Origin of the sequence: Campylobacter concisus (assembly GCF_002912425.1) — a bacterium.
In the GTDB taxonomy this organism is placed as follows: Bacteria; Campylobacterota; Campylobacteria; order Campylobacterales; family Campylobacteraceae; genus Campylobacter_A; species Campylobacter_A concisus_AH.
The window spans coordinates 26,829-50,769 of sequence record NZ_POYR01000140.1 but is presented as its reverse complement, the minus strand read 5'-3'; the positions used below and the strand labels follow the sequence as shown (position 1 = coordinate 50,769).

The following is a 23,941-nucleotide window of genomic DNA, read 5'->3' as shown; positions in this document are numbered from 1 at the left end:
GGATTATATTATGACTTTGCTTTTTGGGTTATTAAGGGTAAATTTAATGTGATTTATAAAAGAGAAAAGCCCTAAAATAGGGCTTATTTTTACATTTTGTCTTTTGTGACGATTAGAAGCATTTTGAATTTGTCTTTCACTTTTAGGCCGTGTGGGATCTTGCCTGGAAGCACGATACTATCGCCTTTTACTAGATGAAAACTCTCATCAGCTATCTTTAAATCAAGCTCGCCATCAAGCGCGATAAGTAGCGCATCGCCTGGTGCTGCGTGGGTTGAGAGCTCTTGGTCTTTGTCAAAACTAAGCAGCGACATCGAGCCATTTTCGTTTTTGACAAGCGTTTTGCTAACTATCTTGCCACTCTCGTAACTAACGGCATCTGCGAGGCTAAAAACACTCGCTTTGTCTAAATGATCTATCATAACATTCTCCTTAAAATCTATTAGTAAATATTTTGTTTTCTTTGTAAATTTGAGCTTTCGCCAAGTTTTTGCCTCGATAAGGCAGGCTTCGTCGCGTCCAAGCCTCATTTGCTTTTCGCCATACTCAAGCTGCGCTTCGCCGTCAATGACGAAGGCAAGGCTGTCTATAAAAAGCATCTCGTGATCAAGCTCCTCGCCCTCGTCAAACGCGTATATATCGATGCTTGCGTTTTTGTTTTGAAAGAGCCTTTTGCTAACGACGCTTTTTTCAACTATCTTTGTGTCTTTATCGAGATTATAAATTTGACTCATTTTTTATCCTTTTTTTGTGAAGGATTATAATGCAAGTTTTGATAACAGTTCTTAACATATGTTAAGGAATTTGACTATTTTAGTCCTTTTTTTAGCTTTCTTATCAAAAATCTAGCAGGATGAAGCTCATGAAATAGTGATCTTTCTATGCAAAGTGGGCGAGCAAGCACAAGATCTATTATCAAATTTGCTCCAAGTACCGCCGTGCCAAGGCCACGTGATCCGTGAGCAAAATTTACAAAGAGATTTTTTTCGTAGCTTGCTTTTGGATTGTTATCTTTATTTTTGCTCCAAAATAGCCCCTTGTAGTTTTGCTTATAAAACGCCTCATCGTGCAAGGCGCCAATTATCGGAAACCTATCTCCGCTATAACTTCTATATCCCACACGTGAGCCGATGATGGTTGCTTCTCTGGTGTCAAAAAACTCGCTCACGTCGCTTAAATTTTTAGCATTATCCTCAGCTTTAGGCGTATCGCAAATTTCATTTCTAGCGTAGGTTGCGCCGATGACTTGCACGCCTTTTACGGCTGGGCAGATGTAGCCTTTTGCGCTTAGTGGTAGCTCATTTTTTAGCACTGGTTTTAGGTGCGTGACTTGACCTCTGACGCTACTTATTTGCATGTCGTAGCCTTTAAAAATTTCACTACTCTTGCTGCCTGTGCAAAAGATCAAGATATCAGCCTCAAAGCTTTTTTTATTTTTAAATTTAACGCTTATTTTGCCATTTTTCAGGTGCGCCCTGCTCTCGTACTCGTGGTTAAATAAAATTTCAAATTTGCTTGAGAGAAATTTGCAAATTTCTCTTGGCCTAGCGTATGCTGCCTCTTTTATAAATATCCCAGGATATGGCTTTAAACTCTCATCAAATTTAAAAATATCCTCCGCATTTTTATCTTGCCATGAGGCATATCGCTTGACAAGCTCATCATCAAACGCATAGTCGATGCAGCCATTAAATTTGATGAGGCTTTTTGGCAAATTTGCCTTGTAAAATTTCACTGCTTGCAAAAAGGCATTTATATGCATGCGGCCTAAATTTACCCCAGGCTTCGTAACTAGCGGCATCAAGGCGCCGCAGTGGTTGCCTGAGCCATTTGTCGCAACCTCGCTCTTTGCCTCGGCGATCACCACTTTAAAGCCACTTTTGGCTAGCTCGCTGGCTGTTGCAAGCCCAGCCACTCCTGCTCCTATCACAAGCGCAGTTTTGCCATTTACACTGCCAACAGGCTCGCATCTAGCAAACCAAGCGTCCTTTAAATTTTCATCCTTTTTCTCTAGCACGGCGCTACTCATCTGGCGTTTTCTAGCGTAGCCCTCTTTTAGGCTCAGCAAAAAGCCAGCATTTTTTAGCCCATCTTTTACTATTTTTGCGCACGAGTAGGTTCTAGCTATCGTGCCAACCCTGCTTAGCCTTGCTATCTGCTTAAAGAGCTCCTCGCTCCAGATCGAGCCATTTTTGCTTGGGGCAAAGCCGTCTAAAAACCAGATATCAGCGCTAAAATCAAGCTCAGACAAAATTTGCTCTGCCTCGCCGTAGCAAAGATCAAGGATGACATTTGGGGTGAAATTTATGCGGTGTATGCCTGAGATTAACGGCGGATAGAGTGAAACTAGCTTTTTAGCATAAGTTTTAAAAATGCCTAAATTTTCATAAATTTTTAAAAGATCTTCTTTTTTAATAGGACTTTTTTCGATGCTAACAAAGTGAAGCTTTTTGAGGCTAGCTTTAAATTTCTTACAAAGTGTAAAGAAATTTAGCCCAGCGCCAAAGCCGGTCTCAGCGACTATAAAGCTATCTTTGCTCTGCCAAATTTCATCAAGTGCGCTCGCAAAGACAAATTCGCTCTCAAGCCAGGGTTTTTCGGTATTAAAATAGATATCGCCAAACTCTTCGTTAAATGGAATTTGCCCTTTAAAGCTTAAATTTGCATTTTTCATCTATTTTTTGCAAAATATCCATCTATGCCGTTTGCGATGCCGTTTGCAAGGGCTTTTTGATAGGCCTCGTTAAATAGTTTTTCGCCCTCGACTGGATGTGTGATGTAGCCGATTTCTACAAGAACCGCTGGCATAAGAGCGCCCACGAGTACCCAAAATGGCGCCTCTCTCACGCTGCCGTCGCTGGCTGCATAAACCTTTCTAGCGCTTGCTAAAATGTCCTTTTGGATGTCGATACCAAGCTTGTTTGAAGCGATGATCTTCTCGCGGTTTAGCACGTTTAGAAACGTTTGCTGCGAAAAGTAGTTCATCTCTTCGATGTCTGATTTATTTTCAAGCGCGGCTGCGTTTTTGCTGCGCTCGCTTCTTGCAGGCGATAAGAAAAATGTCTCGATGCCGTGCATGCTCTTTGCTTTGGCAGCGTTTGGAGCGGCGTTTGCGTGGATGGAGACGAAAAGATCAGCCATCTTGTCGTTTGCAAATTTAGTTCTTGATCTTAAATTTATAAAAACGTCAGTTGATCTAGTGAAATATACCTTGTAGCCGCGAGCTTTTAGTATCTCGCCAAGCTTTTTGGCTACACCCAAAACGGCTGTTTTTTCTTGCAGTTTGCCATCTACCGCGCCTGGGTCTGTGCCACCATGACCTGGGTCGATGACGATCGTTTTGTTGCGTGAAAATTTACCCGCCGCAACTGGAGGCAAAGGCTCTTCTACTGGCTCGCTTTGTGCTGGCTCAGACTTTAAATTTGGCTCTACCTCGCTTTGTGCTGGCTTTTCATTTTTATTTTTAAGCTTATGAAGTGGCGCTCTTACATTTTCATTTGAGATGAAATTTTGAGCGCTTATTATTAGCAAGTCCCCAGTTGCATTTGCCTTTATCGTCTTTTGCACCTTGTCAGAAAAGATGATCCTAACGGTGTTTTTATCATACTGCGAGATGTGGATGTAGTCTGAGATGAAATTTTTATAAGTTAGTGGGTTGCCATTTAGCCTGCCGTCAATGTCCATGATATTTTTGTAGGCATTTTGCTGTTTGGCAAACGATGTTTTTAGCCTTGCGGTATCTAGCTTTGTGTTAAATTTAAGCACCAAGGTGTCATTTACTTTTGTGGCACTTAGTAGCGTTAAAGCTGGCGAAACCGCTGGCGCGCTAGCACCTTTTACGCCATTTATCGCATTTAGATCTCTTATATATGCGCTTGAGTCAAAGCCAAGCGCCTTTGAGCTTGTTATTAGCCTAGTAAGTGCTTGTTTTTTGGTGTTTTTATCGTTTTTAATGATCGCATCTACGTAGATATTTTTTATATCGTTGTGAAGCTTTATCTTAACACTTCTATTTAGGCCCATAAAATTTCTATCAAATTTGGCAAATGTCTCCGAATTTGTCGCCGCAAAAAGAAAACTAAATGCTAGAAAAAGAGAGATTAAAACCCGTTTCATTCACCATGTACCAGCTTATGCATTAGCTCTTTTACGCTTATTAGCTCTTTTAGTTTGTAGCCATTTGCTCCAGTGAAAAATAGCCCGCTCTCTTTTTTGCCGCTATATGCGTCAAATAGCCTATCCGCGATGCAATACCCAACTTGCTTTGCCTCTTTGCCTCTTTGGCAAGGGCTCACGCAGTTGCTTATGCACTGGATCTTTGGACCCATTCTTTTATCGACTAAATTTATCAAATTTGTTCTTATTCCGCGAGCTGGATAGCCAACTGGGCTCTTTATAAGCTCGATGTCTTTCTCTTCAGCCGCTAGCAAAACCTCTTTAAAGCCGATGTCTGCATCGCACTCGTGAGTACCGATGAAGCGTGTGCCCATCTGAACGCCGTCTGCGCCTAGCGATATCGCCTTTTCGATGTCGTTTTTATCCCAAATTCCACCAGCTGCGATGAGCGGAAAGTCACCCCACTCTTTGATCTCGGCTTTTACCTGCGGAATGAGGTTAAATAGTGAAAACTCAGGATCAAGGCACTGCTCGTATGTAAAGCCTTGATGTCCGCCACTTAGCGGTCCTTCAAGCACGACAGCATCCGGCAAGCGCTCATATCTTTGTAGCCAGCGCTTACAGATGATCTTTAGTGCTTTTGCGCTCGAGACGATCGGCACAAGTGCTATCTCTTTAAAATTTTGTGTAAATTCGGGTAAATTTGTAGGCAGACCTGCACCTGAGACGATGATGTTTATACCAGCCTCGCAAGCGTCTTTAACCACCCTTGCGTAGTCGTTTGCAGCATACATTATATTTACGCCAAGTGGCAAGTCGCCACAAATTTTACGTGCATTTTCTATGACAGCTCGAAGGCCTCTTGTAGAGTAGAAATTTTCACTTCCAAAAGGCTTTGCATTTAGCTCTTTATCTATAAATTTGCGGTTTTCATAGTAGCCTGTGCCAACTGAGCTAATTATGCCAAGACCGCCTTCTAAGCTCACATTGCCAGCTAGTTTGTCCCAGCTTATGCCAAGCCCCATACCGCCTTGAAATATCGGGTATTTTATCTCGTATTTACCTATTTTTAACGGCTTTAACTCCATTTATTCAACCTTTATCTTCGCAAATTTACGCTTTCCAACCTGCAAGATATACTCGCCTGCTCCTAATTTTAACTGCTCATCACTAATTTTTTCTTGATTGATGCTAACTGCGTTTGCTTTTATATCTCGCCTTGCTTGAGAATTTGACTCACTTAGCCCACACTGAGATAAGGCTTCAACTATCCAAATCGGTGCCTTTAAGCTAAATTCTTTCATATCAGTTGGGAGCTGATTTTGAGAGTGCACGCTGTTAAATTCAGCCATAGCAGCCTTTGCCGCCTCCTCGCCGTGATACCTCGCTGTTATCTCATAAGCAAGATCCTCTTTTGCCTTTTTTGGATGATATTTGCCACTATTTACATCATTCATCAGCTCTTCTATCTCGCCAAGATTTTTTGTGCTTAGTAGCTCATACCAGCGCCACATAAGCTCATCACTTATGCTAAGCGTTTTTGCAAACATATCATTTGCATTTTCAGTTACGCCGATGTAGTTGCCAAGGCTCTTGCTCATCTTATTTACGCCATCAAGCCCCTCAAGAAGTGGCATCATGATGACGGCTTGCTCTTTGCCGATATTATATGTTCGCTGCAAGGTTCTGCCCATTAGAAGGTTAAATTTCTGATCCGTACCGCCCATTTCGATGTCACACTTCATAGCAACGCTATCATATCCTTGAAGAAGCGGATACATAAACTCAGAGATTGATATAGGATTGCCTGCTTTTATCCTCTTTTCAAAGTCATCTCGCTCTAGCATTCTAGCCACTGAAAATGTGCTAGTTAGCTCAATTATCCCAGCAGCGCCAAGCTCATTTGACCATTTTGAGTTAAACATTATCACAGTTTTTTTAGGATCTAAAATTTTAAAAACTTGTTCTTCATAGGTTTTGGCATTTTTTAAAACGGTCTCTTGATCTAGTTTTTTTCTAGTGGCTGACTTGCCTGTTGGATCGCCTATTTGAGCGGTAAAATCTCCTATCAAAAACTGCACTATCGCACCGTGCTTTTGAAGCAAAGCCATCTTGTTTAAAACGACTGTGTGACCTAGGTGAAGGTCTGGAGCTGTTGGGTCAAAGCCTGCTTTTACGTAGAAATTTTCGCCTTTTTCATAATAATTTTTAACCAAATTTTCAACTCTCTCAGCATCGATCATCTCGGCAACGCCGCGGTTTATCTCTTGTAAAATATCGTCTATATCTTGAACCATTTTTCTCTCCTAATTATGATATGGGTCGCTTTGCGAAACAAAATCAATAATCTTATATCTATCTTTGATCTTCTCTTTGATCTCGTTTGCATCGATGTTTTCTGCTATTTCGACGCTTATTTCAAACGTATCTCCGCTAAGATCATTTGCTTCGTTTAGCGAGATTGTAGCTAAATTTATATCAAGTCTAGCAAGATATGTTAAAAATTCAGCCAACGCACCTTTTCTGTTTTCTAAATTTAATAAAATTTTATACCTATGTGGGGCATTTCTCGTCCATTTGACAAAGATGATCTCATCGCCTTTATCCATTAGCTTGCCAGCGCGCTCACAAAGCTTGTGATGCACTGTCACAGTGTGACCATTTTTAAAGCCCACTATGCTATCGCCCCTTTTTGGATTGCAACAATAATCAAACTCAACATTTGAAATTTTGTGATTTGAGTAGATCACTATGTTTTCAAATTTCTGCTTTTTGATCTGGTATTTGTCGCCCAAAGAGATCATAAAAGGGCGCTCTTTTCTGATGTATTTTTTAAGCATATTTGCCACTTCTTGCAGATACTCACTATCAGTTGCCGCGCGAAATACCTTTTTGCCTAAATTTTCGCTCTCTACCCACTCTAAAATTCTATCTTTTGAGACGTTAAATACTGATTTTAAGATATCTATCGCCATTTTGTAGTTTATATCTCTTATCTTTTGCTTACAAAATGACCTTATCGTCGCCTTTGCCTTGCCTGTTCGCACGCTATTTATCCACGAACAGCGAAATTTAGCCTCTTCGCCAGTTACTATCCTAACGATGTCGCCATTTTTTAGCTCCGTTAGAAGCGGCATCCTAACGCGGTTTATATAAGCTTCTTTTGCGTAAAGTCCGATCTCCGAGTGAATCTCATAAGCATAATCAAGCGCCGTAGCACCACGTGGCAGAGTAAAGACCTCGCCCTTTGGAGAATAAACTGCGATATCTTCGATATAAAGGCTATCTTTTGCGTATTCATATAGCTCTTCAACGTTGCTCTCGTTCTCGCTATTTTGCATGCTGATGTCATTTAGCCAGTCAAGCTTTGGATTTAAGAGGCTGCCCTCGCCATTTTTATATTTCCAGTGAGCAGCGACACCGTATTCAGCGGTTTTGTGCATATCATAAGTGCGAACTTGCGCCTCAAATATGCTTTTGTTATCAAAAATGGTTGTGTGTATCGTTTGATAGCCATTTTGCTTTGGAAGCGCGATATAGTCTTTAAATCTTGAAATAAGGGGGTTAAAATTTATATGCAAATTTCCAAGTGCAAGGTAGCAATCAAGCGGCTTTTGCACGATGATCCTAATGGCAAGCAAGTCAAGCACCTCTTCGATAGAAATGCCCTTTCTTTGCATCTTTAGATAGATCGAGTAGTAGTGTTTTATACGTTTTTGTATCTCAAAAGTGCCCTCGATAAAGCCATTTTCAAGCAAAATTTGACTTACCTTTTCGTGAAAAGCATTTAGTTTTAGGCTAAGTTGCTGCTTGTTTTTGTTTAGGTAGCTATCGATCTTTGCGTATTCTTCTGGCATCGCATACTTAAAGCTTAAATCTTCAAGTATGTTTTTGATCGATGAAATTCCCAGTCTATGAGCGATCGGAGCATAGACCATAAGTGTCTCTTCGGCTATGCGTTTTTGCTTTTCAGGCCTTAGCGCTTCAAGGGTTAGCATGTTGTGAAGTCTGTCACAAAGCTTTACGACAAGGACTCTGACATCTTCTATGGAGATTAAGAGCATCTTTCTAAAAGTTAGCGCCGAGCTTGCAAGTTTTTCATTGCTATCTGAGCTTGCGAGCTTATTTTCTCTAATGGCAACTATCTTTGTAAGCCCCTCAACCAGCTTTGCAACCTCATCGCCAAATTCAGCCTGAAGCTCACCTAGCGTTACGTCGGTATCTTCGACCACGTCATGAAGAAGTGCAGCTATGACCATGCTCTCATCGCCGCCCATATTTGCTACGATAGAGGCTACTAAGATGGGGTGGATGGCGTATGGTTCGCCACTTTTGCGGTATTGTCCAGCGTGAGATGTGACGCAGCTATCTACGGCTTTGTCTAAAATTTCACTTCTCTCACAAAGAGAAAAGAGCAGTTTTATCGCTTCTGAAACGTTTTTGCAAGCTAAAATTTGCTCTATCAACTGCTCTAAAAAAAGACTATTTTCCTTCAACTATTGCCTCTAAGCCTATTTTGCCCTCAGCCACTTCAAGTAGTGCGATGTCGGCAAATTTCATCTTTGAAGTATCAGCATCAACTAAAGCTATGGCGCCATTTGCTAGCGCTTCTGCACGCTTTGCAACGATAAGTGAAAGCTTATATCTATCATCTCCTACTTGTTTTAGCGCTCTTGCTGTGATTTGTTCTGTTCTCATTTTTATCCTTTTTGAAATTTATTTTACAACTGAGTATAGGGCTGCTTCTTCTTCATTTATTATTTTTAATAAATTTCCAGCCTTAAACATATTACAAACTAAGATCGGCAGTGCGTTATCTTTTGCTAAAGCTATGGCAGTGTCGTCCATAACCTTGATATCATCGCTCATCGCCTTTTCGTAGTTTAGTGATTTTAGAAGTTTTGCATCTTTGAATTTTTTAGGATCTTTGTCATAAACGCCATCAACTTTTGTCGCTTTTATGATCATATCTGAGCCGATCTCGATAGCTCTTAGCGTGGCTGCGGTGTCTGTTGTGAAGAATGGATTGCCCGTGCCTGCTGCAAAGATAACAACTCTGCCCTTTTCTAAATGGCGCTGCGCACGTCCCACGATAAATGTCTCACAGATCGCTTCCATCTTGATCGCGCTTTGCACTCTTACTTCAAGCCCGCTTCGCTCTAAAGCTTCACGCATCGCGATCGAGTTGATGACAGTTGCTAGCATGCCCATGTGATCGCCACTTGTTCGCTTGATGATACCATCTTTTGCAGCGCTCACACCGCGCACTATGTTGCCACCGCCAATTACGATGCCAACTTCTATCCCATTGTCGATGAGCTCTTTTATCTCGCTTGCTATAAATTTAAGCACAGCTGTGTCTATACCAAAACCATTTTCTCCAGCCAAGGCCTCGCCTGAAAATTTGACCAATACGCGTTTTCTCTTACTCATTGTCATGCTCCTTGAAATTCACGCATTTTAGCCAAAAAGGCTTTAAATTTAGCTAATAACGCTTACAAAGTGACTATTTTGAGATCATTTCAAGCGGGTCGATATGGTAGTTTCTTTGCGTTACCTCAAAGGTTAGATCGTTTCTAACTCGGCCTATGACATAGCCTTTTTGCACGACTGAGCCTACTTTTACAGTTGGCGCGATCTGGCTTAGGTGGGCGTAGATCGTGTGGATGCCGTTTTCGTTTTCGATGATGACGACATTTTCAAGCATCGGAGTTGCTTTTGCAAAGACGACCTTGCCGTTTAAAACGCTTTTAACCTTCGCATCTGGCGTGCTTGAGCGAAGTATGACTGACTCGTTGAAAATTTTGATGTTATATATTGGATCGACGTAATTGCCAAATTTTTGCTTTACAGAGTAGCTATCAAGCGGAGCGATCGTCCTTGCACCTGAGTATCTCTTAACAGAGCTTGTCTGATAGCCTCCGCCCATTGGCTGGCTCTTTTCGCCCTTTTTGCCACCTTTGCTAGCTGCTCTTTCTTGCTTTTCTCTGGCAGCTCTAGCTGCTTCATCCTCTTGCTTTTGCATGATGGCAAGCTGCTCAAGCGTCTTTCTTAGCTCGTCTTGTTGGGCTTGAAGCTTGGCTAGCTTTTTGCTGTAAATTTCTTTATCACGTTTTAGCCCGTTTATTGTATTTTTCTGAGTGCTCTCTAGGCTTTGTAGATCATTTTGCTTGCGTCTATAGTTTTTTATGCTTGAGTTTATCTCATTTATCTTGCTTGATTTATTTTTTATCTTTTCTATCGTATCTTCGTAGTTCTGGCTAAGCCTTTTAAAGTCCTCTTTAGCTATGGCATTTAGCTTGGTTAAAATTTGCGACGAGATGATGCTCTCTTCGCTTTGTTTGCCCTCACTTGCTGACATCATGAGATCAAATGAAAGGTCTTCTGCGATGATCCTTATCATATTTTGCTCTAGCTCTTTTTGGGTGCGCTCTAGCTCTTTGTTTTGCTTTGTTAGATCATCAAGCTCAAGAAGCGCTTTTGAAGCATTTGTCTCAAGAACTGAAATTTGACCTTTTAAATTTGTGATATCGCCGCTTATGCCGCGAAGTTTTTTCTCGCCATTTACGATATCGCCAGCCAAGTCATCAAGCTTTTTACTAAGCTGCTCGCTCATCGCCTGCGTCGATCTTAGCGAGTTTTTGGAGTCTTTTATCTTCTCTTTAGTATTTGATGCAAAAGCTAGACTAAATGCTAGCAAAAGTGTAAAAATTCCTTTTTTCATATCGTGCTTTTTCTAGCCTTGCTCATCACTAAACTAACGGCAAAAATGCTTAAAACCACAGCCACGCCAAATAAGATAAAAATATCTCTTGAAAGATCAAGGCTAGGCAAGACTACATCGATGCTTGCGGCATTTTCTCTAAAAATTTCAATGCTAGGCAAGAAAAAGAAAAACGCGCCAACAACAATGGTCGCAACTATGCTATCAACCATGGCTGATTTATAGAGCATGGCTGATTTTAACCAAAATGGCGCGCCAAAAAGCGTCATGATCTCGATGCGCTCTCTGTGCTCAAATAGCCAAATTTTAGTCTGTTTAAGCATAAGCATAAGCCCAACGACGCAAAGTATCGCCATAAATGCATAAGATATGCTTTTGGCTAAATTTAGCATCTTAAAGACCTTGTCATGGGTCTTTGAAAATGTCTCAACCTTGCTTATACCATCAAATTTCAAAAGCTTTTGCTTTATCTCCTCCATATACTCTGGCGATGGAAATTCGCTTAGTCTTAGCGAGTAAAATTTAGGTAAAGCGTTTTGAAGGATGGATAAATTTTTAGCCGAGATGTCGTTTGATAGGCGGTCGATGATCTTTTGTGGGCTTAGTGGCTCGACACTTGCCAGCGTGCTAACCACTGGCTTTAGCACAGGCTCGCTTAGCTCTTTGTTTGAGACCACCACGATGTTGTAGTCATTTCCCATAAGCCTCTCATACTCTCTTACGATCTTGTCCGCTGTAAGGCTAAACTGCACTGAAAATAAAAGCGCGATTAATGGCAGGATAAATCCAAGGTGGTTTTTAAGCGATCTCATGCACGCCTCCATTTTCTATGACGAAGTGGCGGTATGGGATGCGAAGCGTTGAGGGGATGTGATGCGTCACCACGACGACGCTTGTGCCTAGAAATTCTCTGGCTGATTTTAGAAGTGACCAGATGACGTCGCTTGAGTATTCGTCTAAATTTCCTGTTGGCTCGTCGCATAAGAGCAAATTTGGATTGTGCGCGAGTGCTCTTGCCATGGCAACTCTTTGCTGTTCGCCGCCACTTAGCTCGCGAGGGTATTTATCGGCTTTGTGAAGCATATTTACATGTTTTAAAAGTTTAGCCACCTGCTTTTTGCTCACATTTTGATTGACGCCTTTGATGATGAGTGGCAGCATGACGTTTTTTTCGACATTCCACTCATTTATCAAGCGGTAGTTTTGAAATATAATGCCAACTCGCTGCCTAAGCTCGCAAAGTCTTTTGTCATCGATATCGTCCATTTGCGTCATGCAGACATTTAGCTCGCCAGCTAGAGGCGAAATTTCTCCGTAAAATGACTTTAAAAGCGTGCTCTTTCCGCTTCCACTCTTGCCTGTGATAAAGACAAAGTCATTTGCGTAGATGTCTAAATTTACGCTATTGATCACAACCTCGTTGCGCTCATAAGCTAGGCTTAAATTTCTTGCGCTAATTATCTCTTGCATCAGCCAAATACTCCTTCAAAAGCTCGTGTGCTGCTAAATTTTCACGTATTAAGATCGGTTTTTTTATAAAATATTCGCTTTTCTCATCGCTTATTTTGATGAAACACTGCTCTGGTTTGTTAAACGCTCCAAAGGCGACTTTTAGCAAAATTTCACCCTCATTTATGGTGTAAATTTCTTCAAAATGTAAAAAATAATCCTCTTTTTTTATGATGAAATTTTTGAAATTTTTAATGATATTTTTTACGCTTGTTTTTTCTTTAAAGCTAAAATCCCCAGCCAAAACGCTCTCGCCACTTTCAACCTCACAAGTATAAATAACATCGTAAATGTCCTTATCTTGGCGTCTCCAGCGGTCTTCATACTTGCTTGTTACTTCTAAATTTCTATTTTTAAAAGCTTCTATCTTTGAGTTTGCGGGCTCTAAAAATTTACTCAAACTAAAGTCGCAATACTCCTTGCTATCAGTCCTTAGCTCAAATTTACCGCCAAGCTTTAGTATCCTCTCGCACTCAAGCGCAAACGCCGATGAGACCACGCGTCTATGCTCAGCCTTGTCCCAAGGTACTGGAAAGTGTAAAAATACTCTATCAACCAAATTTGATCCAACTAGCGAGAGCAAAAGCCTTGCGTCGGTATTTATTAGACGCACGTTTTCTAGGGCATTTGCCTTAGCTAGCTTTGCTACTTGCTCAATGCTTGGCTTATAGACCTCTATACCGATAACTAGGGCATTTGGGTTGTTTTTAGCCTGATAGAGCAAGTGTCTGCCAGAGCCAAAGCCGATCTCGATAAAAATCTCTTTAAATTTATCTTTTAGCTCGCAAAATGCTGGCGCAAACTCCTCAAGACTTAAAATTTCACTCACTTTTTTGGTCAAATTTGTCTTTTTTACAGCAAATGCTTGGCTGATGATGCCGTTACAACTTTGCACTTTAAAAAGCTCAAGTGCTTCTTGCAAAAGACCTACTTTAGCAGGCTTTGTAAGCTTTTCTCCTTTTACGACAACGCCGTTTTTGCCGCCTTTTACGACTAGAAAAAAGCTCTCTTCTTCATTTTTTGTATAGATGAGCCTCTCGTTTCGGCCATTTGCTTGCCAAAGAAATTTGATCTTGTCGTTACCAAATGGAAACGAGAGCTCTTTTAAGGACGAAGCGATGAAATTTGGCATTATTTTATGCTAACTTCTGCTTTTGATGACTTATCAGAGGCGATGCCGTACTCATCAACTGCTACGACGCTGTAAGAGTAGCTAGCTCCTTTTTGGACGCTGTCATCTCTAAGCCCAGTATCACTTATACCGCTAAAGACTTTCTCGCTAGCACCGCTTCGATAAACTGTGTATGAGCTAGCTCTATCAACTGCGTTCCAGCTTACATTTACGCCGCTACCATCGTAGCTAGCGCTTATGCTTGGAGTTTTTGGCGCGCCAAGTGTGCTACCAACGATCGGCTCTTCTTGCTTCAAGCTCTCAAGACCGTCTTTATCGACCGCTGTCACTCTATAGTACCTTGTCGCAGCATTTGTGTTTATGAGGTCTTCGTAGGTGTTGCTAGTCGTTTTTGCTAGATATGTGTAAGGCAAAATTTTACTTGTCGTTCTATAAACCTTAAAATAAGCAAAATCCTCAGCCGGCGCGTAATCCCACGTTAAGATGATCTTTTTTGGTGCATTTTTGGTCGCTTGGACATTCGTTACTGATTTAGGGTAACTCCTTTGTTGTGGCGCTTATGTTTTGACTTGGTTTTGAGATGACGCCAGAAGAAGTTTTAACTAAGATCCTATACTCATAAGACCTGCCAGGTTTTACCTCAGTGTCGATATACTCGGCATTTAGTCTGCCATTTACCTCTGCGATCTGGCTAAATTTATTAGCTCCTGCATCGCTTCTTTGGATGATATAGCTTGCTACTGTGCTATCAGGATGTGGTCTCCAGATCACTTTTACGCGGCCTGGAAGTCCTGTGATAGCTTGCGCAAATGGCACAGAGTCAAGTAGTGGCTTAGTTGTCGCAGTTGCGATTGCACCTGGTTGAGAGATGGCGTTGCTTGAGTAGGTTCTCATTTGGTATGAATAAGTCGTCTCTGGGGCTAGGTCGCGATCCACGTAGTGCGTAGCAAAGCGGTCTTTTATGTTTGCAACTAGTTGCATTTTTGAGTTTGCATCGTTTGGATTTGAGCGGTAAAGGTAGTAGCCAACGACGCTCTCATCGGTCACTGGGTTCCACTCGAAGCCAACCTCTGTCATGTCTGAAATAGTTTTTAAGCTTGTAATAGTTGGTAGTGACGTGCTTTGCTGAGTCGGTACGCTAGAGCCGCATCCCGCTAAGAAAGCTACTAAAAATGGTGTCAATATGCGTAGGGCAAATTTTTTCATCAAAAATCTCCTTGGGAATTTTTTTGTAAATTATTTGGTTAAAGTCATCATACGTTTTTGCGGTAAATTCTACCCTTTTGCCAGTTCGCGGATGGATAAAATAGAGCATATAAGCGTGAAGCATAACCCTGCTTATTTTATCGCCTTGGCTCTTAAATCCGTATAAATCATCGCCTAAAATGTGGCGATTTATGCTAGCAAGATGCACTCTTATCTGGTGCGTCCTGCCTGTAAAAAGCTTTGCCGCTATCAAATTTACTCCGCCTTCGCTTAGCAAATTTACGAAGGCACTTTTTGCAAATTTAGCGTCCGCGACGATCGCTTTTTTTAGGCGGTTGTTTGGATTTCTGCCGATTGGCTTGTCGATGATGACGTCCTCTTTTAGCGGTAGGTCGGTGAGCGCTAGATAAATTCGTCCCATGCTCTTATCGCTTAGCTGCTCGCTTAGTTTTGCGTGAGCGAAGTTGTTTTTAGCAACGACGATAGCGCCGCTAGTACCCTTATCTAGGCGGTGGACGATGCCAGCTCTTACGTCGCCGTTTAAATTTGAAAGCATAAAGCCCTTTTTGTTTAGCCACTCAACAAGTGTCGCCTCTTTGACGCTTGGGGCTTGGTGAACGACGATTTGCGGGGGCTTGTTTAGCACTATGAGATCGTCGTCCTCGTAGATGATCGGGATGTCAAAATTTACTTCGTACTCGTTTTGCACCTCTTTTTTTGGGGCAAAATTTACGCAAATTTCATCGTTTTCGCTCAGTAAAAAGCTAGGTTTTGAGACTGGTTTTAAATTTACGCTTACAAGGGAGTCTTTTATCAAATTTAAAGCTTGATTACGTGAAATTTGAAGCTCATGTGCTACTGCAACGTCGAGTCTTGAGCTATTTAAAACATTAAATTTAACCAAAATCAAAGCCTTGTTTGTGATATAATCTAGCCCAAAAATTAAGGTTTGCTTCTTGATAAAACTAGATCGGCGTATTTTAACACATTTTGATTTTATTCAGCCGTTTTTGATCATCCCAATCATAGCCATCTCATACATCCTAGTCTCCGAAGCAAACGACATTTTGGCAAACAAACAGCTTGTGTATTTTGGCATCGGATTTGTCTCATTTTGCATCGCATTTTTACTACCTATTAGACGCATCGACTGGATCATCCCGATGTTTTACTGGGTCTGCATCGTGCTGCTTTTAAGCGTTGATATCTTTGGCGTTAGCAAGCTTGGAGCTAGGCGCTGGCTGGAGATCCCATTCGTTCACTTCACGCTTCAGCCCTCAGAGCTCATGAAGCCAGCCTTTTTGCTGATGCTGGCCTATCTAGTTAAGCAGCGCCCGCCAGAGGTAGATGGATACGGACTAAAAGACTTTTTAAGGCTTAGTTTTTACATACTTTTGCCATTTGCGCTCATCATGAAAGAGCCTGATCTTGGCACCGCGCTCATACTTTTGATAGTTGGCTACACCATCCTTTTTGTCATCGGTGTAAATAAGAAAATTTGGATCTGCATCATCCTTGCCATAGGATTTTCGGCGCCGGTTTTATATGAAAATTTGCATGATTATCAAAAAAAGAGGATCCACGACTTCATCGCAGAAGAGCCAAGCTACCACGTCAAGCAAAGTATCATCGCCATAGGTAGTGGCGGACTAAAGGGCAAGCCAAAGGACGAGGCGACGCAAACGCACTTTAAATTTTTGCCAATCGCCACAAGCGACTTCATCTTTGCCTATAATATCGAGCGTTTTGGCTTTTACGGAGCTCTGCTTTTGCTAGGGCTTTATGGAGCGCTTATAACGCACTTACTTAGCCTAAACTACGGGCTTAAGAATGATTATTTCACGCAGGTGACCGCCACTGGCATAGCCGCACTCATCTTTGTCTACGTGGGGGTAAATGTCTCGATGACGATCGGCTTTGCGCCGGTTGTGGGCGTGCCACTGCCGTTTTTTAGCTACGGTGGAAGCAGCTTTGTCACCTTTATGGTACTTTTTGGGATACTGCAAAATCTGCTAACATTTAGGTTTGATCAGACCTACCGCTCGGTGAAATTTAAATTTTAAAATTTGCGACCACGAACTAAAAATATTTAATTTTTTTACAAAAATATTCAAACGAATTTTAAAATTAGAGCTGGCATATCACGGCTCTAAATTTAGTGGTGAGCTTTGCGAGACCTAAATTTAGTAGTCTGCTAAGGCAAGTGAGTAAGATTTTAAAATTTGTAAAATTGCTTCATCTGATATTGCAAATATCAAACAAATTTTAAAATTTCATGAACGAGTAATTTCGGCTCTAAAATTTGAGTTAAGCTGTAAGCGAAGCCAAATTTTAGTAGTCAATTCTTGCGAGTGAGTGGAATTTTAAAATTTGCAAAGACAGCTTGACTAAATTTGTAAATTTCTTTTTATTCAAAAAAGGGAGACAAGGGGGACTTGAATTACAGTCTGCTTGCAGTTGCGAGCTTGCGAAGCAAAAGAGCTCCCTTCCCCCTTAACAATCCCCTGTCTGCCCGCAGCTACGAGACAAAGTCGAAGTAAAGCCACCGACAACGTTAGAGGTGGCATGCGTCAGTGCTAAAGCACTGCATACATTTAGTTCTAAAAAATTTTATAACAAATTTTAAAATTTGCAAAAGCCGAAATTTACAAAATCAATCCTATTTCTCCCCCTTAAATAAAGAAGCAAAATACTCATCGATATTAACGCCATCTTTTTTCATATCTTTTAGCCTTGCCCTTACGTCGGCGTCTTGCCAAAGAAGTGGTGGTAGCGCAAACATCACCTTATCAAGGCTAAAATTTCTCACATCATCGCGCCAGCCATCCCAGCGGTAAAGCTCGTAAAATTTAGATATATCACCACTTAGCACCCAGTATAAAAACTGCGAGTAGCCAAGCTGTGTATCTTCCCATTTGCCGCTGTCTGGTGCGTAGTAAAAGACGTTGCCAGCTTTACCACCAAAGGCGCCGCCATTTACCGAGAAAAATCCGCCCAAAACATCGTCTGCCACGAGCAAATAGCCAGGCATCTGTCCTGCTTCGCTAAAGCTTTTGCCAAGGTTAAAGCTGTAAATTCCCCGCTTCATCTGCTCGCATCCTGAGCCAAGCAGGCGCAACCAACCGTCATCTATCACTATGCCGCCGCATCCATAAACAAGCGCTCCCATCGGCGAGCGAGTGGTGACTTGAAGCCCTAAAAGCTCACTTTGCGCCATGCTCTCATCACGAGGCAAAATTTCAAAGTCGTTTTTAGCCTCTTTTAGCCACTCTTCGATCAGCGCCCAGCCTGGCTCATTTGTGTCTATAAGCTCATCTAAAGCTCTCATTTTCTGTCCTTTTTATCAAATTTGGTGAAATTTAAAAGAAGAATTTGGCGAGTCGCCCCGCCAAATTTATATCAGTATGTTATTTTGCGTCCCAAGCTAGGATAGTGTTGCCCTCGGCATCGGTAGCCACGTCGCCCATGCCCATGATGTTGTAGCCGCAGTCTACGTAATGAACCTCGCCTGTTACGCCGCTAGCTAGGTCGCTAAGCAGGTACATAGCGCTGTTGCCGACATCTTCAGTGGTGACGTTGCGTTTTAGCGGGCTATTTACTTCATTGTAGCGCAAGATCATTCTAAAATCGCCTATTCCGCTTGCAGCAAGCGTTTTAATTGGGCCTGCGCTGATCGCATTTACGCGGATGTTTTTAGCGCCAAGGTCGTGTGCTAGGTAGCGAACTGAGCTTTCAAGTGCTGCTTTGGCAACGCCCATGACGTTGTAGTGTGGCACAAATTTTGGTCCGCCAAGGTATGTAAGAGTTAGCACCGAGCCGCCCTCTTTTAGCACCGGTAGGACCGCGCGAGTAAGGCTTAGTAGCGAATAAACGCTAGTGCCCATCGCTATGTCAAATGCCTCTTTTGTGGTATTTACAAACTCGCCCTCAAGCGCCTCTTTTGGCGCATACGCCACAGCGTGCACGACAAAATCGATCTCGCCAAGGTCTTTTTTGATTTGGCTAGCAAGCCCATCTAAATGTGCTTGGTTATTTACATCAAGCTCATAGACAAATTTGCTACCAAACTCCTCAGCGATCGGCTCTACGCGCTTTTTAAGAGCGTCGTTTAGGTATGTAAATGCCATCTGCGCACCTTGGTCGTGACAAGCTTTTGCGATGCCGTAAGCTATTGACTTAGCGTTGGCAACGCCTACGATTAGACCTTTTTTACCTTTTAGTATCATCATTTCTCCTTTTATTTTGTTTGACTTTTAAGCGATATTTAAATTTTAAACACAAACCAACAAGCGGATATATCGCTAGGTAAATTTAAATGTTTCGCAGTAAATTTCATCCCAAGACTAGGCAAATAGCCTGTCGCAGGGTGAAATTTGCAAGATCGTTTAAATTTATCAGCGAGATGCCGCGCCAATAAGCCCTAGAAAATTATTCGCATCCCAGCTGGCTGTGCCTACCAAAACCCCATCGCAGCTTTTGATACCTGCGATATCAGCGATATTTGCTGCATTGACGCTTCCGCCGTAAAGTAGCGGCACATTTGCCTTTGTCTTTAAAAAACTTAGCACCTCATCTATCTGCTCTATGCTGGCGCTCCTGCCAGTTCCTATCGCCCAGATCGGCTCATAGGCGATGACTAAATTTTTATAATCTAGGTCTATATTTTCAAGCTGGCGGCTTAGAAATTCTTTGGTCGCTCCGCTTTCATTTGTGCTTAAATTTTCGCCGATACAGTAGATGACGTTCCAGCCATTTTTTGCAGCAAAGTCAAATTTTGCTCGCAAAAAATCCTCGCTCTCTTTTAAAATTTCACGCCTCTCAGAGTGACCGATCAGCACGTCTTTGATATCAAATTCATCAAGCATAGCCTTGCCGATCTCGCCTGTAAATGCCCCACTCTCGCACGGGTAAAAATTCTGCGCTCCAAGCCTAAAAATATGCCTTTTCTCATCAAAGGCACTAGCTGGGGCAAAGACACTCACGTCGTCGTTTGCGCTTAAATTTTCGTCTAAAATTTTCGCGTACTCTCTAAAGCTCTCTCTTGTGTGGTTGCACTTTAAATTCGCTAGAAATTTCAAGACCTACTCCTCTTTTCTAAGCGGCTTTATGCCAGGTAGCTCTTTGCCTTCAATGAGCTCCAAGCTAGCACCGCCGCCAGTTGAGATAAATGTCATCTCATCGGCGTCGCCTGCGCGCTCGACCACGTCAGCCGTATCGCCACCGCCAACAACAGTAGTTGCGTGAGTGTCGATGATAGCGTGGCTCATTTTGATGCTACCTTTGCTAAATTTATCCATCTCAAAAACGCCCATAGGTCCGTTCCACCAGATGGTTTGCGCATCGGCGATAACCTCTTTAAATAGCCTAATCGACGCTGGCCCGATGTCAAGCCCCATCCAGCCATTTGGGATCTCTTGGGCAGGGACGTATTTTACGGCACTTTCAGCTGAAAATGTCTGAGCAGCGACGACATCTACTGGTAGGTAAATTTTCACTCCTAGCTCTTTGCCTTTTTGTAAAATTTGCCTTGCATCTTCGATGAGCTCTTCTTCAAGGAGCGAATTTCCAATGTTTTCGCCAAGTGATTTTAAAAATGTAAATGCCATACCGCCGCCAATTATGAGCTTATCTACGCGTGGCAGAAGGTTATGCAATGCTTGAAGCTTGCCACTTACCTTTGAGCCACCCACGACTGCGACAAATGGACGTGATGGATGTTTTATCAAATTTTGAGCGAAATTTATCTCTTTTTGTAGTAAAAATCCCGCTGCTTTGTGCTTTTCATCATAAAATTTAGTGATCGCCTCAACCGATGCGTGAGCCCTGTGGCAAACGCCAAATGCGTCGTTTATGTAAAATTCGCCAAATTCTGAAAGCTCTTTTGCTAAATTTTCATCATTTTTTGTCTCGCCCTTTTCAAAGCGCAAATTTTCTATCATCAAAATTTCACCAGCTTTTAGAGCCTCAGCCTTTGTCTTAGCGTCATTTCCGATCACATCTTCAGCAAATATCACCTCTCTATCAAGCAGTCTTGATAGCCTTTTTGCTACGCCGCGAAGTGAAAATTTCTCTTCATAGCCGTTTTTTGGACGACCCAAGTGACTAGCCAAAACCACGCTGCAGCCGTTATCTAGGCAGTAGCGGATAGTTGGTATCGCTGAGCGGATCCTACGGTCATCAGTGATGTTTAAAAACTCATCCATAGGCACGTTAAAATCGCACCTTATAAAGACTTTTGCACCATTAAGCTCAAGGTCGTTGATCGATAAAATATCACTCATTTTTCACCCTTTAAATTTACTTTGTAGCCACGATCTTAGCAAGATCGACAAGCCTTGTTGAGTAGCCCCACTCGTTGTCGTACCACGCAAAGACCTTCACCATATCATCAGCGATAACCTGCGTAGTGTCGCTCGCTACGATGCTGCTAAAGGTGCTTGTGCAAAAGTCGCTGCTAACTCTGTAGTCATCATCAACAAATAAAATTCCCTTTAAATTTGACTCCGCAGCCGCTCTAAACGCCTCGTTTATCTCCTCTTTGCTAGCTGGTCTTTTTAAAACCGCCGTTAGATCGACCATTGAAACGTTTGCCACTGGCACGCGCACTGCTTGGCCGTGTAGCTTGCCGCTTAGCTCCGGAAGCACTTTAGCGATCGCTTTTGCAGCTCCGGTGGTCGTAGGTCCGATATTTAGCGCTGCAGCGCGTGAGCGGCGAAAATCTTTTGCCTTTACATCAACTAGGCTCTGACCATTTGTATATGCGTGGATCGTAGTCATTAGCCCCTTTACGATGCCAAATTTATCGTTTAGCACCTTTGCTACTGGAGCTAGTCCGTTTGTGGTGCAGCTTGCGTTTGAGACGATCGCCTCGCCTGCGTATTTATCGTCATTTACGCCAACTACAAATGTCGCCGTGTCGTCTTTTGCTGGAGCGCTCATGACGACTTTTTTGACGCCGCGAGCAAGATATGGCTCACATTTTTCAGTGGTTAAAAACTTACCAGTGCACTCTAAAACCACGTCTACGCCGTAGTCTGCGTAGCTAAGCTCGTTTAGATCTCTTGTAGAAAAAACTCTTATCTTTTTGCCATTTACTTCTATAAAATCGTCGCTTATCACCTTAACGTCTTGCTTAAATTCGCCATGAACACTGTCGTATTTGAGCAAATACCTCGTCATATCCCTTGTTGCGGTGTCGTTAATAGCGACAAGCTCAACATCATCACGCTCTAAAATAATACGAGCAGCACACCTACCGATACGCCCAAAGCCGTTTATTGCTACTTTAACTGACATCTTAGCTCCTTTTGATATAATTACGCCTAATTCTACAAAAAAGAATTTTAAAACAAATATAAACAAGGCACTTTAATAGATGAAGTTAGCACTTTTTGGCGGGAGCTTTGATCCGGTTCATTTAGGACACGATAGCATTGTGAAAATGGCACTAAGCGGCCTTGATATCGACAAGCTCATCATCATGCCAACTTTTATAAGTCCCTTTAAGAGCGAATTTTCAGCTCCACCAGAGCTTCGCCTAAAGTGGATAAGAGAAATTTGGGGCGGCCTAGAGAAGGTCGAGATCTCAGACTATGAGATAAATTTAGCTCGCCCGGTGCCTACCATAGAGACGGTTAAGTATTTGTATGAGAAATTCAAAATAGAGAAATTTTATCTCATAATAGGCGCGGACCACCTAGCCACGCTTGATAAGTGGCACGGCTACGAGGAGCTAAAAAATTTAGTGCAGTTTGTGATCGCCAAGCGCAATCACATAGAAATTCCACAAAATTTACAAAAAATGGACGTGCATGTGGATGTTAGCTCGTCGCAGATCAGGCACCAAAAGGGGCTTGATGAGCTACCTAGCGAGATAAAAGATGAGATTATAAATTTTTACCAAGGATTAAAGATGCAGGAAAGATCGATGCAAGAGCGCACCGAAAGTATAGTTAAGGTTTTAGACGCAAAAAAGGCTGAAGAGATACAAGTGTTTGATATGAGCGGGGATGATTATTTCGTAAAGGCCGTAGTTATCGCTACTACGCTTGGCGAGAGGCACGCTTACTCGCTGGCTGAGGATCTAAAAGAGGAGCTTAAGCCTCTTGGGGAGAAATTTATAGGCACTGAGAGCTCGCCTGATTGGATCGTGATGGACCTTGGCGACATTTTGATACATCTTTTAAGCCCAGCCTACAGGGCAAAATACAACATCGAAGAGTTTTTGCAAAAGCTAAAAACTAGCAAAGAGTCTTAACAAAGACGAGCGATGAGCAAATAAGCCATAAAAATATAAAAAATGCTAGCAAAAATGGCTTTTTGCCCGTCGCTTTAAATATACTCCTATCTATCCCAAAACCCAAAGCACACATCGCCACGCAAAGGCAGATGCTAGCTGCTAACTTTAAAATTTGGACCAAATTTTCAGGGAAAAATGGCAAAGACCTAACGCAGATCGCCACTAAGAAAAATAGTGCAAACCATGGTATGCTCTTTAGCTTCGAGCCACCACTATTTTGGCTTAAATTTAAGAAATTTAACAAAAACAAAAATGGTACTAGCATGATGACGCGAAGCATTTTTATGATGAGGGCGGTGCTGCTTGTTGCGCTGTCAAACGCTGCTGAGGCTGCGACGACGTGGGCAACTTCGTGAAGCGAGCCACCGATAAAAAAGCCAGTTTGCTGCGGCGTAAGAGCTAGAAATTTAGCGATAAATGGGTAGATAAACATGCCAATAGTCCCAAATAGCACCACCGTGCAAATGGCGATAGCAAGCTTGTTTGCGTCCGCTTTTATCTCATTTTGAGTAGCCATAACAGCAGCTGCGCCACATATGCTTGCCCCTGAGCCAATGAGCACGGCACTATCCTTGCTAACCCCCAAAGCCTTAGCGGTAAAAAGCGCAAAAGCAAAGGTCGCAAATACCATAAAAGCTGAGTATATCACGCCTAGAGTGCCAACACTTGCGATCTGGTTAAGGCTTATGTTAAATCCAAAAAGTATGATGCCAAGCCTTAAAATTTGCTTCCCAGCGATCGCCACGACGCCACTACTTTTTAAAATTTGAGTTTGTTTTGTAAAAAGATTTGCAAAAATGGCGCCTAAAATGATGGAGATGATGAGCGGGCTAGTGTGAAATTTAGCCAAGACCGTGTTTGAGAGCGCAAAAGAGATGGCACAGATCAGCGCCAAAACAAGCACAGCGAGAAATTTATGAGACATATTTTAACCTTAACTCTTTTTTTAAAAATG

At 42.3% G+C, this 23,941-nt stretch carries 23 protein-coding genes; 2 read left to right on the top strand and 21 right to left on the bottom strand.

The features are described 5' to 3' along the window. Nucleotides 1-89 precede the first annotated feature (89 nt). The 15 genes from CYP84_RS07820 to CYP84_RS07750 all read right to left on the bottom strand — a co-directional run bounded on the left by CYP84_RS07820 (nucleotide 90) and on the right by CYP84_RS07750 (nucleotide 15,591). On the bottom strand, nucleotides 90-734 hold the full coding sequence (locus CYP84_RS07820) for a cupin domain-containing protein (RefSeq protein ID WP_021087871.1): 645 nt from the start codon (nucleotides 732-734) through the stop codon (nucleotides 90-92). Nucleotides 735-808: 74 nt separating this feature from the next. Continuing rightward, on the bottom strand, nucleotides 809-2,674 hold the full coding sequence (gene mnmC, locus CYP84_RS07815; protein ID WP_103637175.1) for a bifunctional tRNA (5-methylaminomethyl-2-thiouridine)(34)-methyltransferase MnmD/FAD-dependent 5-carboxymethylaminomethyl-2-thiouridine(34) oxidoreductase MnmC: 1,866 nt from the start codon (nucleotides 2,672-2,674) through the stop codon (nucleotides 809-811). After that, nucleotides 2,671-4,116 (bottom strand): N-acetylmuramoyl-L-alanine amidase family protein, encoded by a 1,446-nt coding sequence (locus tag CYP84_RS07810; RefSeq protein ID WP_103637174.1) that lies wholly within the window; start codon nucleotides 4,114-4,116, stop codon nucleotides 2,671-2,673. The genes mnmC and CYP84_RS07810 overlap by 4 nt, the downstream gene beginning before the upstream one ends. Continuing rightward, nucleotides 4,113-5,204 carry a nitronate monooxygenase gene (locus tag CYP84_RS07805; protein WP_021092139.1) on the bottom strand — a complete coding sequence of 364 codons (1,092 nt, stop codon included), beginning with the start codon at nucleotides 5,202-5,204 and terminating at the stop codon, nucleotides 4,113-4,115. The genes CYP84_RS07810 and CYP84_RS07805 overlap by 4 nt, the downstream gene beginning before the upstream one ends. Then, nucleotides 5,205-6,413: a tyrosine--tRNA ligase gene (tyrS, locus tag CYP84_RS07800; protein ID WP_103637173.1), complete on the bottom strand. Its 1,209-nt coding sequence runs from the start codon at nucleotides 6,411-6,413 to the stop codon at nucleotides 5,205-5,207. 9 nt (nucleotides 6,414-6,422) lie between these two features. Further along, nucleotides 6,423-8,612 carry a RelA/SpoT family protein gene (locus tag CYP84_RS07795; protein WP_021084183.1) on the bottom strand — a complete coding sequence of 730 codons (2,190 nt, stop codon included), beginning with the start codon at nucleotides 8,610-8,612 and terminating at the stop codon, nucleotides 6,423-6,425. Further along, nucleotides 8,599-8,814, bottom strand: coding sequence for a DNA-directed RNA polymerase subunit omega (locus CYP84_RS07790; RefSeq protein ID WP_004317259.1), 216 nt, complete (start codon nucleotides 8,812-8,814; stop codon nucleotides 8,599-8,601). The genes CYP84_RS07795 and CYP84_RS07790 overlap by 14 nt, the downstream gene beginning before the upstream one ends. A gap of 18 nt (nucleotides 8,815-8,832) precedes the next feature. Beyond that, on the bottom strand, nucleotides 8,833-9,549 hold the full coding sequence (pyrH, locus tag CYP84_RS07785; protein WP_103586870.1) for a UMP kinase: 717 nt from the start codon (nucleotides 9,547-9,549) through the stop codon (nucleotides 8,833-8,835). Between the two features lie 73 nt (nucleotides 9,550-9,622). Then, the gene (locus tag CYP84_RS07780; protein WP_009294285.1) at nucleotides 9,623-10,840 is read right to left on the bottom strand and encodes a murein hydrolase activator EnvC family protein; all 1,218 of its coding nucleotides are present in this window, start codon (nucleotides 10,838-10,840) and stop codon (nucleotides 9,623-9,625) included. Continuing rightward, on the bottom strand, nucleotides 10,837-11,652 hold the full coding sequence (locus CYP84_RS07775) for a cell division protein FtsX (protein WP_004317184.1): 816 nt from the start codon (nucleotides 11,650-11,652) through the stop codon (nucleotides 10,837-10,839). The genes CYP84_RS07780 and CYP84_RS07775 overlap by 4 nt, the downstream gene beginning before the upstream one ends. Then, a complete protein-coding gene (locus CYP84_RS07770) occupies nucleotides 11,639-12,310 on the bottom strand; it encodes a cell division ATP-binding protein FtsE (protein ID WP_004317228.1) in 672 nt (223 codons plus the stop codon). The genes CYP84_RS07775 and CYP84_RS07770 overlap by 14 nt, the downstream gene beginning before the upstream one ends. Beyond that, nucleotides 12,294-13,481 (bottom strand): tRNA (guanosine(46)-N7)-methyltransferase TrmB, encoded by a 1,188-nt coding sequence (trmB, locus tag CYP84_RS07765; RefSeq protein WP_103637172.1) that lies wholly within the window; start codon nucleotides 13,479-13,481, stop codon nucleotides 12,294-12,296. Before trmB ends, CYP84_RS07770 begins: the two co-directional genes overlap by 17 nt. Then, nucleotides 13,481-13,894 (bottom strand): hypothetical protein, encoded by a 414-nt coding sequence (locus tag CYP84_RS07760; protein ID WP_087581575.1) that lies wholly within the window; start codon nucleotides 13,892-13,894, stop codon nucleotides 13,481-13,483. The genes trmB and CYP84_RS07760 overlap by 1 nt, the downstream gene beginning before the upstream one ends. Before the next feature lie 118 nt (nucleotides 13,895-14,012). Further along, on the bottom strand, nucleotides 14,013-14,687 hold the full coding sequence (locus CYP84_RS07755) for a fibronectin type III domain-containing protein (protein ID WP_180543904.1): 675 nt from the start codon (nucleotides 14,685-14,687) through the stop codon (nucleotides 14,013-14,015). Further along, a complete protein-coding gene (locus tag CYP84_RS07750) occupies nucleotides 14,620-15,591 on the bottom strand; it encodes an RluA family pseudouridine synthase (RefSeq protein WP_103637171.1) in 972 nt (323 codons plus the stop codon). Before CYP84_RS07750 ends, CYP84_RS07755 begins: the two co-directional genes overlap by 68 nt. Nucleotides 15,592-15,643: 52 nt before the next feature. Between CYP84_RS07750 and CYP84_RS07745 the strand changes: the two genes are divergently transcribed. Then, nucleotides 15,644-16,750 carry an FtsW/RodA/SpoVE family cell cycle protein gene (locus CYP84_RS07745; protein WP_021088649.1) on the top strand — a complete coding sequence of 369 codons (1,107 nt, stop codon included), beginning with the start codon at nucleotides 15,644-15,646 and terminating at the stop codon, nucleotides 16,748-16,750. A gap of 596 nt (nucleotides 16,751-17,346) precedes the next feature. On the opposite strand, the gene CYP84_RS07740 is transcribed toward CYP84_RS07745, so the two are convergent. The 5 genes from CYP84_RS07740 to gap all read right to left on the bottom strand — a co-directional run bounded on the left by CYP84_RS07740 (nucleotide 17,347) and on the right by gap (nucleotide 21,983). Further along, nucleotides 17,347-18,015: a DUF2625 family protein gene (locus tag CYP84_RS07740; protein WP_103637170.1), complete on the bottom strand. Its 669-nt coding sequence runs from the start codon at nucleotides 18,013-18,015 to the stop codon at nucleotides 17,347-17,349. 79 nt (nucleotides 18,016-18,094) lie between these two features. Beyond that, nucleotides 18,095-18,913, bottom strand: coding sequence for an enoyl-ACP reductase FabI (gene fabI, locus CYP84_RS07735; protein ID WP_021088025.1), 819 nt, complete (start codon nucleotides 18,911-18,913; stop codon nucleotides 18,095-18,097). A gap of 168 nt (nucleotides 18,914-19,081) precedes the next feature. Continuing rightward, nucleotides 19,082-19,765, bottom strand: a complete 684-nt coding sequence (locus CYP84_RS07730) for a triose-phosphate isomerase (RefSeq protein ID WP_103637169.1) — start codon at nucleotides 19,763-19,765, stop codon at nucleotides 19,082-19,084. A gap of 3 nt (nucleotides 19,766-19,768) precedes the next feature. After that, nucleotides 19,769-20,968 carry a phosphoglycerate kinase gene (locus CYP84_RS07725; protein ID WP_103637168.1) on the bottom strand — a complete coding sequence of 400 codons (1,200 nt, stop codon included), beginning with the start codon at nucleotides 20,966-20,968 and terminating at the stop codon, nucleotides 19,769-19,771. 16 nt (nucleotides 20,969-20,984) lie between these two features. Continuing rightward, on the bottom strand, nucleotides 20,985-21,983 hold the full coding sequence (gap, locus tag CYP84_RS07720) for a type I glyceraldehyde-3-phosphate dehydrogenase (protein ID WP_009294741.1): 999 nt from the start codon (nucleotides 21,981-21,983) through the stop codon (nucleotides 20,985-20,987). 79 nt (nucleotides 21,984-22,062) lie between these two features. On the opposite strand from gap, the gene nadD reads away from it, so the two are divergent. Beyond that, a complete protein-coding gene (nadD, locus tag CYP84_RS07715) occupies nucleotides 22,063-22,944 on the top strand; it encodes a nicotinate (nicotinamide) nucleotide adenylyltransferase (RefSeq protein ID WP_103557731.1) in 882 nt (293 codons plus the stop codon). On the opposite strand, the gene CYP84_RS07710 is transcribed toward nadD, so the two are convergent. Next, nucleotides 22,928-23,911, bottom strand: coding sequence for a YeiH family protein (locus tag CYP84_RS07710; protein ID WP_103637167.1), 984 nt, complete (start codon nucleotides 23,909-23,911; stop codon nucleotides 22,928-22,930). The two genes, nadD and CYP84_RS07710, sit on opposite strands and share 17 nt — an antisense overlap. Nucleotides 23,912-23,941 lie beyond the last annotated feature (30 nt).

Excerpts from the sequence above, each read along its gene's own strand:
- CYP84_RS07740 (WP_103637170.1), bottom strand. The coding sequence starts at position 18,015 with ATGAGAGCTTTAGATGAGCTTATAGACACAAATGAGCCAGGCTGGGCG.
- pyrH (WP_103586870.1), bottom strand. The coding sequence starts at position 9,549 with ATGAGTAAGAGAAAACGCGTATTGGTCAAATTTTCAGGCGAGGCCTTG.
- tyrS (WP_103637173.1), bottom strand. The coding sequence starts at position 6,413 with ATGGTTCAAGATATAGACGATATTTTACAAGAGATAAACCGCGGCGTT.
- CYP84_RS07820 (WP_021087871.1), bottom strand. The coding sequence starts at position 734 with ATGAGTCAAATTTATAATCTCGATAAAGACACAAAGATAGTTGAAAAA.
- trmB (WP_103637172.1), bottom strand. The coding sequence starts at position 13,481 with ATGCCAAATTTCATCGCTTCGTCCTTAAAAGAGCTCTCGTTTCCATTT.
- gap (WP_009294741.1), bottom strand. The coding sequence starts at position 21,983 with ATGTCAGTTAAAGTAGCAATAAACGGCTTTGGGCGTATCGGTAGGTGT.
- CYP84_RS07790 (WP_004317259.1), bottom strand. The coding sequence starts at position 8,814 with ATGAGAACAGAACAAATCACAGCAAGAGCGCTAAAACAAGTAGGAGAT.
- CYP84_RS07775 (WP_004317184.1), bottom strand. The coding sequence starts at position 11,652 with ATGAGATCGCTTAAAAACCACCTTGGATTTATCCTGCCATTAATCGCG.
- fabI (WP_021088025.1), bottom strand. The coding sequence starts at position 18,913 with ATGATACTAAAAGGTAAAAAAGGTCTAATCGTAGGCGTTGCCAACGCT.
- nadD (WP_103557731.1), top strand. The coding sequence starts at position 22,063 with ATGAAGTTAGCACTTTTTGGCGGGAGCTTTGATCCGGTTCATTTAGGA.
- CYP84_RS07770 (WP_004317228.1), bottom strand. The coding sequence starts at position 12,310 with ATGCAAGAGATAATTAGCGCAAGAAATTTAAGCCTAGCTTATGAGCGC.
- mnmC (WP_103637175.1), bottom strand. The coding sequence starts at position 2,674 with ATGAAAAATGCAAATTTAAGCTTTAAAGGGCAAATTCCATTTAACGAA.
- CYP84_RS07780 (WP_009294285.1), bottom strand. The coding sequence starts at position 10,840 with ATGAAAAAAGGAATTTTTACACTTTTGCTAGCATTTAGTCTAGCTTTT.
- CYP84_RS07710 (WP_103637167.1), bottom strand. The coding sequence starts at position 23,911 with ATGTCTCATAAATTTCTCGCTGTGCTTGTTTTGGCGCTGATCTGTGCC.
- CYP84_RS07810 (WP_103637174.1), bottom strand. The coding sequence starts at position 4,116 with ATGAAACGGGTTTTAATCTCTCTTTTTCTAGCATTTAGTTTTCTTTTT.
- CYP84_RS07725 (WP_103637168.1), bottom strand. The coding sequence starts at position 20,968 with ATGAGTGATATTTTATCGATCAACGACCTTGAGCTTAATGGTGCAAAA.
- CYP84_RS07805 (WP_021092139.1), bottom strand. The coding sequence starts at position 5,204 with ATGGAGTTAAAGCCGTTAAAAATAGGTAAATACGAGATAAAATACCCG.
- CYP84_RS07755 (WP_180543904.1), bottom strand. The coding sequence starts at position 14,687 with ATGAAAAAATTTGCCCTACGCATATTGACACCATTTTTAGTAGCTTTC.